This window comes from Bhargavaea beijingensis, assembly GCF_900101985.1.
Classification (GTDB): domain Bacteria; phylum Bacillota; class Bacilli; order Bacillales_A; family Planococcaceae; genus Bhargavaea; species Bhargavaea beijingensis.
The window spans coordinates 80,870-92,989 of record NZ_FNAR01000011.1 but is presented as its reverse complement, the minus strand read 5'-3'; the positions used below and the strand labels follow the sequence as shown (position 1 = coordinate 92,989).

General features: G+C 55.7%; 13 protein-coding genes and 1 pseudogene. All 14 read right to left on the bottom strand.

Going from position 1 to position 12,120, the window contains the following annotated elements:
* Positions 1-291 (bottom strand): annotated as a pseudogene (locus tag BLT01_RS15315) (reverse transcriptase domain-containing protein); the annotation flags it as partial.
* Between the two features lie 338 nt (positions 292-629).
* Entirely contained in the window at positions 630-971 is a 342-nt protein-coding gene (locus tag BLT01_RS09695) for a hypothetical protein (RefSeq protein WP_092097481.1), read from the bottom strand.
* A gap of 198 nt (positions 972-1,169) precedes the next feature.
* Positions 1,170-1,616 (bottom strand): 3-hydroxyacyl-ACP dehydratase FabZ, encoded by a 447-nt coding sequence (gene fabZ / locus BLT01_RS09690; RefSeq protein WP_092097480.1) that lies wholly within the window; start codon positions 1,614-1,616, stop codon positions 1,170-1,172.
* Positions 1,617-1,662: 46 nt separating this feature from the next.
* Positions 1,663-2,103: a DNA-directed RNA polymerase subunit beta gene (locus BLT01_RS09685; protein WP_092097479.1), complete on the bottom strand. Its 441-nt coding sequence runs from the start codon at positions 2,101-2,103 to the stop codon at positions 1,663-1,665.
* Positions 2,104-2,130: 27 nt separating this feature from the next.
* Positions 2,131-3,126, bottom strand: a complete 996-nt coding sequence (mreB, locus tag BLT01_RS09680; protein WP_092097478.1) for a rod shape-determining protein — start codon at positions 3,124-3,126, stop codon at positions 2,131-2,133.
* A gap of 153 nt (positions 3,127-3,279) precedes the next feature.
* Positions 3,280-3,573 carry a sporulation transcriptional regulator SpoIIID gene (locus tag BLT01_RS09675; RefSeq protein WP_092097477.1) on the bottom strand — a complete coding sequence of 98 codons (294 nt, stop codon included), beginning with the start codon at positions 3,571-3,573 and terminating at the stop codon, positions 3,280-3,282.
* 301 nt (positions 3,574-3,874) lie between these two features.
* The gene (locus BLT01_RS09670; protein WP_092097476.1) at positions 3,875-4,534 is read right to left on the bottom strand and encodes a M23 family metallopeptidase; all 660 of its coding nucleotides are present in this window, start codon (positions 4,532-4,534) and stop codon (positions 3,875-3,877) included.
* A gap of 30 nt (positions 4,535-4,564) precedes the next feature.
* A complete protein-coding gene (gene spoIID / locus BLT01_RS09665; RefSeq protein ID WP_092097475.1) occupies positions 4,565-5,545 on the bottom strand; it encodes a stage II sporulation protein D in 981 nt (326 codons plus the stop codon).
* 168 nt (positions 5,546-5,713) lie between these two features.
* Positions 5,714-7,015 (bottom strand): UDP-N-acetylglucosamine 1-carboxyvinyltransferase, encoded by a 1,302-nt coding sequence (murA, locus tag BLT01_RS09660; RefSeq protein WP_092097474.1) that lies wholly within the window; start codon positions 7,013-7,015, stop codon positions 5,714-5,716.
* Between the two features lie 419 nt (positions 7,016-7,434).
* Positions 7,435-7,671 (bottom strand): DUF1146 family protein, encoded by a 237-nt coding sequence (locus BLT01_RS09655; protein WP_092097490.1) that lies wholly within the window; start codon positions 7,669-7,671, stop codon positions 7,435-7,437.
* A 134-nt stretch (positions 7,672-7,805) separates the two neighbouring features.
* Positions 7,806-8,210 carry a F0F1 ATP synthase subunit epsilon gene (locus tag BLT01_RS09650; protein ID WP_092097473.1) on the bottom strand — a complete coding sequence of 135 codons (405 nt, stop codon included), beginning with the start codon at positions 8,208-8,210 and terminating at the stop codon, positions 7,806-7,808.
* A gap of 24 nt (positions 8,211-8,234) precedes the next feature.
* The gene (gene atpD, locus BLT01_RS09645) at positions 8,235-9,650 is read right to left on the bottom strand and encodes a F0F1 ATP synthase subunit beta (protein ID WP_092097472.1); all 1,416 of its coding nucleotides are present in this window, start codon (positions 9,648-9,650) and stop codon (positions 8,235-8,237) included.
* Between the two features lie 54 nt (positions 9,651-9,704).
* Positions 9,705-10,562, bottom strand: a complete 858-nt coding sequence (gene atpG, locus BLT01_RS09640) for an ATP synthase F1 subunit gamma (RefSeq protein WP_092097471.1) — start codon at positions 10,560-10,562, stop codon at positions 9,705-9,707.
* A gap of 40 nt (positions 10,563-10,602) precedes the next feature.
* Positions 10,603-12,114: a F0F1 ATP synthase subunit alpha gene (gene atpA / locus BLT01_RS09635; RefSeq protein ID WP_092097470.1), complete on the bottom strand. Its 1,512-nt coding sequence runs from the start codon at positions 12,112-12,114 to the stop codon at positions 10,603-10,605.
* Positions 12,115-12,120: the final 6 nt, after the last annotated feature.

Sequence of the window (12,120 nt, the reverse complement as noted above, 5' to 3'; positions counted from 1 at the left end):
AATATTGGATAGGAGCGGACTTAAGGGTCCGCCTAGAGGTGCTCCCTCCGTGACTGGCCTGACAAGGCCGTCCTCGAGGACACCTGAATTCAGAAAGCTTCTAATCAGATTTAAAAGCCGCTTATCCTGAACGCGCTTTGCGAGAGTCGACGGTTTAACCCGGCCGAAGAACTTCTCCAAGTCAATGTCCACCACCCAACGCTAGCCTTCCCGGATATAGTTTTGGGCTTTCCGGACCGCGTCGTGTGCGCTTCTGCCCTGGCGGAACCCATAACTGTGTTCTGAGAAGTTACCGGGTTGCCCGGCGTATCCGTAGGCCTCCCCGGGTAAGAGCGCAGTCTTTCCCTCCACCTATCCGCTCCATTTACTGCATATGGCCTTCGGCAGAAAGGGCTTTGCTTTGGTTGGCAAGCTCATCCAACCATACATAGCCTTATATGGAGTTCGTGTTCCTCAGACCGGAGGTTTGCCGCCCGCTTTCTTCAGATTCCGCCTCGCGGCGGACACCCTTGCGTTAGGCTAACTGCTACTTCTGCCTTCACAGTTCGGGACTTGCACCCTATAGACTGCGCCCATGCCGGGCGCACCAACAAAACCCGGCCGGGCGTCTGCCCATGCCGGGTTCTTTGTTATTGGCCGCCACTCATGGCGCCGCCGTTGCCGTTGCGATCGAGGTCATCTTCCATGATCTCTTTCCGCTCATTGACGTCCGTTCCGCCTCCGTCATCGTTGCCGAACTCGCCGAAACCGGGACCCGTGCCGTCAGGATCGACCGGACCATTCGTGCCTTCTCCGCCCATTCCGTTGCCGTCGCCGTTCCTATTGCCATTACCGTCGAACATCTCATCATTGCCGTCCCTGATGTCCTCCATCGGTGTCTCGTTGTCCGCCGGTAGTGCATCCTCATTCCCGGTGCATCCCGCAAGCATGACAGCGGTGGCAAACAGTGCCGGTGCCGCTTTTTTCAGCATGTAAAATCCTCCCCTCCGGCTGTTGTGCGAGGTTTCCGCAAGGCCGTCCGGACGGCCGCTCTGCCTCGGTTATCACGCAGGCCTGCGCGATGCCATTAGCTTGGCCGTTTGGGGAGGATCAATGATAAAATTCCCGTTTCCTATTTCAGCCTGTGCTTCCCGTATGAAGCGGACTTGCCTGCACATGCTAAGTGTGGATCAGGCTTCGGATTCCTCCGCTTTCGGGCCGATGGCGAACAGGATATCCGCTTCGCAGGCGATTTCTCCGTCTACTCGTGCAATGGCGTGTCCCTTGCCCATCGCACCCCGGAGGCGCGTAAGCTCAACTTCCAGGTCCAGCCGGTCACCCGGTTTTACCTGGCGCTTGAAACGGCAGTTATCGATTCCGGCGAAAAATGCCAGCCTGCCGGTATTCTCCTCTATCGAAAGCACAGCGGTCGCGCCGACCTGTGCAAGCGCCTCGACGATGAGAACACCCGGCATGACCGGATAACCGGGAAAATGCCCGTTAAAGAAATCTTCATTGATGGTCACATTTTTGTAGCCGGCTGCCCGCTTGCCTTCTTCCAGTTCCGTAATACGGTCGACCAGAAGAAACGGATAGCGGTGCGGCAAAATGGCCTGGATCTGTTCTGTCGTCAACATACAAGTGCTCCTCCTTCAATATGGCCCGCCTGGCGGCGTTCATACGTCATACGTCACCATTGATCATTTTCAAGATATGCTGCCACGTTTCCGGCTTCAGCGCATCAGACGCCTTGCCGTCTCCGAGTACACCATAGCCAAACATGACACCCAGCATAGCTGCAATTAAAACGCCGAGCAAGAACAGCAGAATGCGCAGCCAAATCGGAATCAGCCTGATCTGGACCCAGCGGCCCACTTCCTGATTCCCGTCGTGATCAGCTTTGTTTGCCACCGGCTTTTTTCTGTTTGCGGTTCGTGCCTTCTCCCGCTCAGCGGTCCGGTTCGTCGCTTTGAACACCTTGCCGCCCGGATGTTCCGCGTCCTGGGCGGCTTTCTGACGCCCGGCAGTGCGGTTGGTCGCGTCGGACGCACCGTTGGAACGGCCGGTTTTCCGGCTTTCTTGACGCTTGCCGGTATTCTTTTCTAGCTTTTCTTTTCCAGTCATTGCAATCTCCCTAACCCATGCACTGATTTAGCCCTTGACGAATACCGGCCGCTGGCGGTCCAGCATGATGCCCGTCCCTGTCACGACACAACCCAGCGGATCATCTGCCAGATAGACCGGCACTTTCACCTGCTCGGACAGGAGACCATCGATCCCATCGAGAAGCGCACCTCCGCCTGTCAGGATGATCCCGCGGTCAATAATGTCCGCCGACAACTCCGGAGGCGTCTTTTCCAGCACGTTCTTTGCGCCCTGTACAATTACCATAACCGATTCCCGGATTGCCCCCGCAATTTTATCCGAATCCACTGTCACGGCACGCGGAAGGCCGCTGACGAGGTCGCGTCCGCGGATGTCGATCGTTTTCTTTTCCGAACCGGGCAGCGCCGTCCCGATCTCTTTTTTGATCTGTTCCGCTGTCGGTTGTCCGATCAGCAACTGCTCATGCTTTTTGATGTACTGCAGAATGTCTGCGTCGAACGTGTTGCCGCCGACTTTTACGGACTGGCTCGTCACAATTCCGCCCATCGAAAGCACTGCGATATCCGTCGTCCCGCCTCCGATGTCAATGATCATGTTGCCGCTCGGCTGGAAGATGTCCATCCCGGCCCCGATCGCCGCCACCTTCGGTTCTTCTTCTATGTATACTCGACGTGCGCCCGCTTTGAGCGCTGCATCCTGAATTGCTTTCTGCTCGACCGCGGTCACCTGGACCGGGCAGCAGATCAGGATTCTCGGCTTTCGGAGAAAGCCCTTCACACCAAGACGATCGATAAACTTTGTCAGCATGGCTTCGGTCATGTCAAAATCGGCGATGACGCCGTCTTTTAGAGGACGGATGGTCCGGATGGTCCCCGGCGCACGTCCGAGCATCCGATACGCCTCGTCACCGACTGCCAGCACTTGTTTTGTTTTCAGGTCGACCGCCACGACCGACGGCTCGTTCAGCACGACGCCGCTGCCCTTCACGTGGATCAGCGTGTTGGATGTGCCGAGATCGATTCCGATATCCCTGTAGAACATATCCGCGCTCCTTCCGTCCCACTCCCGTACATTTTTATGTCTTGTCCCATTTTATCATAGCGGCCGGACAATGAACATACAGGATTAAGCTCTCCAGGCCCATGAAAAAAGCGCCCCGGCGGTCCGGCAGAATGCCGGACGCGGACCGCTTTCTCAGGATTTCGGGGCCGCCGGTTCCTTGCACCCTTCCGATCCGGTTCGGGAGCGGCGCCACTTGTCGCGCGTCGCCTCCCCACCGCGCAAGTGCCGGATCGCCTTGTGATAGGCGAGCACCTCCGCGACTTCACGTGCCAGTTCCCCATCCACGTTCGGGAGCCGCTCCGTCAGATCCTTATGGACGGTGCTTTTGGAATATCCCGTCGATCGGGCAAGCGCCCGGACGGTCGCCCTCGTCTCCAGCAGCAATTCCCCCAACTTCAGGCATCGGCGCCGGATATGTTCGTGCACGTTCTCTTCCTTTCCTCATGTAGGAACGCTTTTCACAACATATGCCGCAGCAAACGGATTCAGACCGGATCAGGGAAAATCGGCAGTGGGAAGAAAGGCGGAGACGACTCTGTTCAGACGGGTTGTCTGTCCGGGGAGCCCGGCAGCAGGAATTGCAGCAATGTCAATGCCCCAGCGGGCGTGACAACGTTTCAATCGGGTATAGCAACGTTCCAACCGCCGCCGCTTCTCCATACGCCGCCGCTTCTCCATAATGCGAAAAGCCGGACAGTCCGACTCTCGGTCGGCTGTCCGGCTCCAATCAGAAGGCCAGGTAATTTCCAGGGTTGACGGCGGCGCCGTCTTTCTTCACTTCGAACAACAGGTGATTGCCTGCAGTCGGATTCCACTCATTGGCGGCAGTCGTGGCAATTGTCTCGCCTTGTGCCACCTGATCGCCCTTTTCCACCTGGATGCCTGTCACCGAACCATAAGTGGTTTCCAGTCCGTCAGCGTGCTTGATGGTGACCTTGTTGCCCATGAATTCATCGACCACCACGTCTTCCACCGTTCCGCTCAGCGCAGCCTTTACTTCAAAGGGCTCGTCATTGTTCGAAAGTGTCACGCCGCTGTTTGTCACGTATGTCTGACCAAAGACGAGGAGGGCTTTCTCGCGCTGCTCTGAATCTGCTTCCATGTCATAGTATTCCTGGATAACGGATACACCATCGAGAAGCGCTTCATCAAACGGGAACTTCATGCTTTCGTTAGATGCATTGGTCTCCACGGTGACGTCACCGCCCCCTGCCGGATTGCCCGACTGGGATACTTCTACATTTTCATCTGCATCATTCGTTACTGCCTGGTAGGTCCAGACCATCCCTACGAATAAGACCGCGAATCCTGAATAGATGGCAGGCCACAACCAACTTTTGCGATTCTTGTTCTTCTGAGAAGGATTATTCGGTTTCTCTTCTCTCATTATCATCACCTCAACCGCATTGTTGGCAGGTTAAGGGGATTTTAAACACTCCGGAGCATCCGCTTCCAATTTTTTTATTGTCGTTCCCTCATAATAGTGGAATAAAATCTTTTCTGCGGGCCATCCTTCGCGCGCGAAGGCCTCAGCACCATACTGGCTCATGCCGACGCCGTGGCCATAGCCTTTCGTGAATACATGCACAATCTTTTTGGCAGGATCATAGGCAATGTCAAAGTCCGTAGAAGGCAAGCTGAGCTTGTCCCGCACTTCGCGTCCTTCCATTGTAAATCCGTTTGCTTCCGCCTGCTGGACGCGTCCTGTTTCATTGCGTTTAAGGCGGAGCGTCCCGAACATGGCAGCGTTCCAGTCGCCTCCGAGTTTTTTATTCCATTGGCTGAGCGTGAATGTCTCGGAGTCCTCGAATCTCGGAGACACTTCCGCATCCTCGGGGCTTTCTACGCTGCGCAAGTACGGGATATCCGTACCCCCATAGTTTTTTGCAGTTTCTGTTTTTCCGTTGCTGGTGGAGTGGAACATGGCGGAAATGAGCTTCCCTTCATGAATCAGCACTTTGCCTTCCGTCTCGGTCACCGCTTCCCTCACTTTCCGCTCGTTTTCCGGATAGGCCTTGTCCCACTCCTTTTTCCTCAACCCCTCAGGCTTGTACACCTGATGGGCGGTGTCCTTTCGGATTGTTTCCTTGCCGCCGGACGTGACACGGAGTGCGTACGTGCGTGCGGCGATCGCCTGTGCCTTCAGCGCTTCCTTGCTGAAATCGGCCGGCATCTCGCCCGCGACGACTCCGATCACATACTCTTCGAGCGGAACCGGCACGGGTTCCCCTTCCACGGTCAGGAAAACCTCGCACGGCGCTTCTTCTTCAGGAGCTTTGGCTGCGCCAGTCGCAGTTGCAGCAGGCGGCTTATCCCCTGCCATGCCTTCGGTTTTCTTCAGCAGGATCGGCATGCAAAACAAAATGATGATCAGTCCAAGTGCCATCAACTTTTTCATATCCGATTCTATGTGCCGGAAAGAAGAGATATGAAAAAGCGGAACGGCTCACGGCCGCTCCGCCTTTCATATCGATAAGTAAATGATTGCATAGGAATGACGCTGTATGGCAGCCGGCTGGGCCGTCTATATGGTCAGCAGGAGGGCCGGCAAGCCCTCCCGGCTGGATTACACCAGTTCCTTTTGCTTTTCGTCTGCTGTTTCGTCGTCGTTCACCCGCGTAATGTCTGCCCCCAGCCGCGCAAGCTTCCCATGGAAGTCAACATAGCCGCGGTCAAGGTGAATCAGTTCCGTCACGCGTGTAATGCCTTCCGCTGCCAGCCCTGCCAGAATCAGTGCAGCCGCGGCGCGCAGGTCAGTGGCCGCCACTTCGGCGCCCTGCAGGCTGGACGGGCCGTTCATGATGACGGAGCGTCCTTCGATTTTCACATTTGCATTCATGCGGCGGAATTCTTCGACATGCATGAAACGGTTTTCGAATACGGTCTCTGTAAGAACCCCGGTTCCTTCTGCCGTCAGCATGAGTGCCATCACCTGGGACTGCATGTCTGTTGGGAATCCTGGATACGGCATCGTCTTGATATCAACCGAACGGAGCGGCTTTTCAGCGCTGATGCGCAGTCCAGCATCGGTATCTTCAATGTCGATGTTCATTTCCTTGAGCTTTGCAATCAGTGCAGCATTATGTTCCGGAACTGCATTTTCAATGATGACATCACCTTTTGTGATTGCCGCAGCAACCATGAATGTACCGGTTTCGATTCGGTCCGGGATGATGTGATGGGTTGCTGCATGCAGCGACTTGACGCCTTCGATTCGGATAGTGTCCGTACCGGCACCGACGATGCGGCCGCCCATTTCATTGATGTAGTTTGCCAAATCGACAATTTCCGGCTCTTTCGCCGCGTTCTCAAGAATCGTCGTTCCTTCTGCCAATGCAGCCGCGGACATGATGTTCTCCGTCGCACCGACACTCGGGAAGTCCAGATAAATGCGGGCGCCCTTCAGGCGGCCATCCACTTTCGCTTCAACATACCCGTTTCCGCTCTTGATCTGGGCACCCATCGCCTCAAAGCCCTTCAGATGCTGTTCGATCGGACGGGAGCCGATTGCGCAGCCGCCCGGCTGTGCGACGCGCGCGAAACCGTTACGTGCAAGCAACGGGCCCATGACGAGGATGGATGCCCGCATCTTGCGGACGTATTCGAATTGCGCCTCGCTGGACAGCGGGGCGGATGCATCGATCCGTACTTCATTACGCTCCGCATCAAAGTCGACCGTCGCGTTAAGGCTCCTCAATACCTCGTTGATGGTGTATACATCCGACAGAATCGGGACATCCTTGATGATGTTCGTCCCTTCGGTTGAAAGAAGTGCGGCGGCAAGAACCGGCAGAACCGCATTCTTCGCCCCTTCGACACGAACCGACCCTTTTAGCGGCCGACCACCCTTAACAATAATTTTTTCCAATATAAGTCCCTCCGGCTTCTCTCTCGTATCCATATGATCCATAATCTGATTTTTCTTGTTTTATCGACAACAGCGGACCGCAATGATGACCTGCAAATTGGCGCTCTGCGTGTCCTCTTTTTAAAATCACAAACCATTAACAGTTTACAATGCTTCCAGCGCCGTTTCAAGATTTGAGCTGGACAACTGGCCCTGTTTATCCCTAATTGTGAACACATTCACCATACTATACGTCGATTCTTCTGTTTTTGTGTCGGTAAGCGCCCACCGGCCGGTACGGGTCTTCTTACCTAGTTTGTTCATTCCCTATGAAGTTTGTGTCAAACAGCTTTTCACCTTTTTTATGATCTGTCCCCCATGGACCGAGGCAGGAACAGGAAATACGGCTGCTCCGCACGCCCGTCCATGAAGGACAGCACTCAGCCGAATAGGCCGGGTAGCTGCCTTGACCAATAGGATATGTCCAGGAAGAAATTCGATACAGCCGAGCCGATGGCGATACTTAGCAAAATATACAGGAGCTGTGCCTGGAACACCTTGTTTTTCCGGATCCAGCTTTCTGGCATGATCGCCTGCAGCGCGTAAAACGCGATGGCGATAAAGAAAATATGGGAGAACAGTCCCGTTACGGACTGGAAAGCAAAATATTGGTCCATCTCTTCTTTCCGCCTTTCTGTATAGTCTTTTTCCGGAGTCCTTGTCATGTCCTTCATGGTCGATCATTCTTTTTAAAAAAGAAAAGAAAGCGGGCAGATCACTCTGCCCGCTCTTCTTCTTGGTGATGATATCGTTAGATTTTGCCTTTCGCGACGTCCAAACGGTTCATCGCGCGTCTGAGTGCCAATTCTGCACGTTTGGCATCCAGGTCCCCCTGCTTTTGCTGAAGACGTTCCTCGGCACGCTTTTTCGCCTCGATGGCACGGGCAGTGTCGATGTCTTCCGCCAGCTCGGCGGACTGGGCGAGGATCGTGACCTGATCCGGACGAACTTCCAGGAATCCGCCGCTGACTGCGACCCGTTCGGTGGACGAGCCTTTGTTCAGGCGGACCGCACCGATTTCAAGCGGCGCGACCATCGGAATGTGGCCGGGAAGGATTCCCAGCTCACCAGTCGTGGTGACTGCGATGACCATGTTCGCATCCGAATCATATACCGGACCGTCGGGAGTGACGATATTCACTTTGATTGTGCTCATGCTTTTCCCTCCTGGTCAGGATAATCAGACTTCTACGCCCATTTCCTTCGCTTTCTCGATAACTTCCTCGATGCGGCCGACGAGTCGGAATGCATCTTCCGGAAGATGGTCGTAGCGGCCTTCGAGGATTTCCTTGAAGCCTTTGACCGTTTCCGCTACCGGAACATACGAACCTTTTTGGCCCGTGAACTGCTCGGCAACGTGGAAGTTCTGGGAAAGGAAGAACTGGATACGGCGCGCGCGGTCGACGACAAGCTTGTCTTCATCGCCGAGCTCGTCCATACCGAGGATGGCGATAATGTCCTGAAGCTCGCGGTAACGCTGGAGCGTCTGCTGGACCTGGGTCGCAACCTCATAGTGCTCTTCACCGACAATTTCAGGGGAAAGCGCACGGGAAGAGGATGCCAGCGGATCAACCGCAGGGTAGATCCCCATCTCCGAAAGCTTACGCTCAAGGTTTGTCGTTGCGTCGAGGTGAGCGAATGTCGTCGCAGGAGCCGGGTCAGTGTAGTCATCGGCAGGGACATAAATCGCCTGGATCGATGTGACGGACCCTTTATTCGTGGATGTAATCCGCTCCTGCAGTTTGCCCATCTCGGTTGCCAGTGTCGGCTGGTAACCAACCGCAGAAGGCATGCGGCCGAGAAGGGCCGATACTTCGGAACCGGCCTGTGTAAACCGGAAGATGTTGTCGATGAAGAGAAGAACGTCCGCGCCTTTTTCATCACGGAAGTATTCAGCCATCGTCAGACCCGTCAGAGCAACACGCATACGTGCGCCTGGTGGCTCGTTCATCTGGCCGAAGACCATTGCCGTCTTCTTGATAACGCCGGAGTCGGACATCTCGAAGTAGAGGTCGTTTCCTTCACGGGTACGTTCACCGACACCCGCAAATACGGAAATACCGCCGTGCTCCTGTGCGATGTTGTTGATGAGTTCCTGGATCAGGACTGTCTTGCCGACACCTGCTCCGCCGAACAGGCCGATCTTACCGCCCTTGATATAAGGAGCGAGCAGATCGACGACTTTGATGCCCGTTTCGAGGATTTCGACGTCTGTTGTCAGTTCCTCGAATTTCGGAGCATCCCGGTGGATGGAGTCGCGTCGTTCGGATGCAGGGATTTCTTCGTTAAGGTCAATCGTGTCTCCAAGGACGTTGAAGACACGGCCCAGAGTTACGTCTCCGACAGGAACCGAAATCGGTGAGCCTGTGTCGGTGACGACCGCTCCGCGCTGAAGGCCGTCCGTGGAGGACATGGCGATCGTGCGGACGGAGTCGTCGCCCAAGTGAAGGGCAACTTCAAGCGTCAGTGTTTGCGCCTCTTCGTTGGGGCGCGCAATCTGGACTGTAAGGGCATTGTAGATCTCAGGCATGTTGTCGCCGTCGAATTTTACGTCGACGACCGGACCCATGACCTGGAGGACATGTCCTTGGTTCATGCTGTTCCCTCCTGTCTGTATGCTGCGGGAGCCATGCAAGGGCAGGGCCGGCGCTTATTCCAGCGCCGCGACCCCGCCTACGATCTCCGTGATTTCCTGGGTGATCGCTGCCTGGCGCGCACGGTTGAATGAAAGTGTCAGATCGTCGATCAGTTCCATTGCGTTATCGGTCGCTGCCTTCATGGCGGTCATCGACGAAGCGTGCTCGGAAGCCTTGCCGTCAAGGACGGCGCCGTACATCAGGCTTTCCGCGTATTGCGGGAGGAGCACTTCGAGGATGGCTTCCGCAGAAGGTTCGAACTCATAGGAAGCAGTCGATTTCATCGAAGAGATGTCGCTCAGAGGAAGGACCTTTTTCTCGGTCACTTCCTGGCTGATCGCGCTGACGAAGTGGTTGTAGTACATGTACAGCTCGTCGTACTCACCGTCGATGAATTTGCCGACCGCTTCACGGGTGATGTCTTTGATCTCGGCAAAGGTCGGGTGATCCGAAACGCCGATGACGCTCTGGACCACGTTGTATCCGAGCTTGTTAAAGAAATCAACACCGTTGCGTCCGATGGAAAGGATGACGACTTCATCTTTGGATGTGTGCCGTTCACGGATTTTACCGAGAGCCGCCTTCAGGACGTGGGAGTTATAGGCTCCGACGAGTCCCCGGTCGGAAGTGATGACGAGATAGGCGGTCTTTTTGACCGGCCGGCTCTCGAGCATCGGGTGCGTCGCGTCAGGTGCACCGGACGCAATCGCCCCGATCACTTCCTGGATCTTCTCCATGTACGGGTTGAACGACTTCGCGTTCAGTTCCGCCTTGCTCAGCTTGGAAGCCGATACCATGTGCATCGCCTTCGTGATCTGGCTCGTCTTTTTCGTGGAGTTGATCCGGCTCTGGATTTCGCGCAATGATGCCATCGGTTGTTCACCACCTTCTCGTTATTGGATCTGCCGGAACTCAGTCTTCGGAGCGGACGAATGTCTTCTTGAACGCGGCAATCGCAGCTGTCATTTCTTCATCTGCCGGAAGAGCTTTTGTCGTGCGGATATGATCCAGAACGTTCGTGTGGTTGCTGTCGAGCCAGCTCAGGAATTCCGCTTCAAAGCGGCGGATGTCCTGGACAGGGATGTCATCAAGATGGCCGCGGGTCAGCGCGTAAAGGATCGCGACCTGCTTTTCGACTTTGATCGGCTTGTTAAGGTCCTGCTTCAGGACTTCAACAGTACGCGCACCGCGGTCGAGTTTCGCCTTCGTTGCGGCATCGAGATCCGAGCCGAACTGCGCGAACGCTTCGAGTTCACGGTAGGCAGCCAGGTCAAGACGGAGCGTACCGGCAACCTTCTTCATCGCCTTGATCTGCGCGGAACCGCCGACACGCGAGACGGAAAGACCCGCGTTGATCGCCGGGCGGACACCCGAGAAGAACAGGTCGGACTGAAGGAAGATCTGTCCGTCCGTGATCGAGATGACGTTGGTCGGAATGTAGGCGGAGATGTCCCCTGCCTGTGTCTCGACGAATGGCAGTGCCGTGATGGAACCGCCGCCGAGGTCGTCGTTCAGCTTCGCTGCACGCTCAAGAAGGCGCGAGTGGAGATAGAAGACGTCACCCGGGTAAGCCTCGCGGCCCGGAGGACGGCGGAGCAAGAGGGAAAGTTCACGGTAAGCAGCAGCCTGCTTGGACAGGTCATCGTAGACGATGAGGGCGTGCTTGCCCTGGAACATGAATTCTTCAGCCATCGTTACCCCTGCATAAGGCGCGAGGTAAAGAAGCGGTGCAGGGTCGGATGCGCCTGCGGAGACGACGATCGAGTAGTCGAGCGCGCCGTTTTTGCGGAGCGTTTCCACAAGGGCACGGACCGTCGATTCTTTTTGTCCGATGGCGACGTAGACACAGATCATGTCCTGGTCAGCCTGGTTGATGATTGTATCGACAGCGACGGTTGTTTTACCGGTCTGGCGGTCACCGATGATCAGTTCCCGCTGTCCGCGGCCGATCGGAACAAGGGCGTCGATCGCCTTGATGCCGGTCTGGAGCGGCTCGTCGACCGATTTACGTGCCATGACGCCTTGCGCCGGGCTTTCGATCGGACGGGTTTTTGATGTGTTGATCGGGCCGAGCCCGTCGATCGGCATGCCGAGCGGGTTGACGACGCGGCCGATCAGTTCTTCACCGACCGGAACTTCCATGATCCTGCCAGTGCGGCGGACTTCGTCGCCTTCCTTGATATCCGTGAACGGTCCAAGGATGACGATACCTACGTTGTTTTCCTCGAGGTTTTGCGCCATGCCCATGACACCATTGGAGAACTCAAGGAGTTCACCGGCCATGACGTTATCGAGGCCATGCGCGCGCGCGATTCCGTCACCGATGGTGATAACGGTACCGACATCGCTGACTTCCAACTCAGATTGGTAGTCCGCAATCTGCTGTTTGATGAGAGCGCTGATTTCTTCAGCTTTGATGCTCATGCATGT

What these genes read in the sequence shown, in the direction of transcription:
- BLT01_RS09695 (WP_092097481.1), bottom strand. Translation starts at nt 971, where the DNA reads ATGCTGAAAAAAGCGGCACCGGCACTGTTTGCCACCGCTGTCATGCTT.
- fabZ (WP_092097480.1), bottom strand. Translation starts at nt 1,616, where the DNA reads ATGTTGACGACAGAACAGATCCAGGCCATTTTGCCGCACCGCTATCCG.
- BLT01_RS09685 (WP_092097479.1), bottom strand. Translation starts at nt 2,103, where the DNA reads ATGACTGGAAAAGAAAAGCTAGAAAAGAATACCGGCAAGCGTCAAGAA.
- mreB (WP_092097478.1), bottom strand. Translation starts at nt 3,126, where the DNA reads ATGTTCTACAGGGATATCGGAATCGATCTCGGCACATCCAACACGCTG.
- BLT01_RS09670 (WP_092097476.1), bottom strand. Translation starts at nt 4,534, where the DNA reads ATGAGAGAAGAGAAACCGAATAATCCTTCTCAGAAGAACAAGAATCGC.
- spoIID (WP_092097475.1), bottom strand. Translation starts at nt 5,545, where the DNA reads ATGAAAAAGTTGATGGCACTTGGACTGATCATCATTTTGTTTTGCATG.
- BLT01_RS09655 (WP_092097490.1), bottom strand. Translation starts at nt 7,671, where the DNA reads ATGGACCAATATTTTGCTTTCCAGTCCGTAACGGGACTGTTCTCCCAT.
- BLT01_RS09650 (WP_092097473.1), bottom strand. Translation starts at nt 8,210, where the DNA reads ATGAGCACAATCAAAGTGAATATCGTCACTCCCGACGGTCCGGTATAT.
- atpD (WP_092097472.1), bottom strand. Translation starts at nt 9,650, where the DNA reads ATGAACCAAGGACATGTCCTCCAGGTCATGGGTCCGGTCGTCGACGTA.
- atpG (WP_092097471.1), bottom strand. Translation starts at nt 10,562, where the DNA reads ATGGCATCATTGCGCGAAATCCAGAGCCGGATCAACTCCACGAAAAAG.
- atpA (WP_092097470.1), bottom strand. Translation starts at nt 12,114, where the DNA reads ATGAGCATCAAAGCTGAAGAAATCAGCGCTCTCATCAAACAGCAGATT.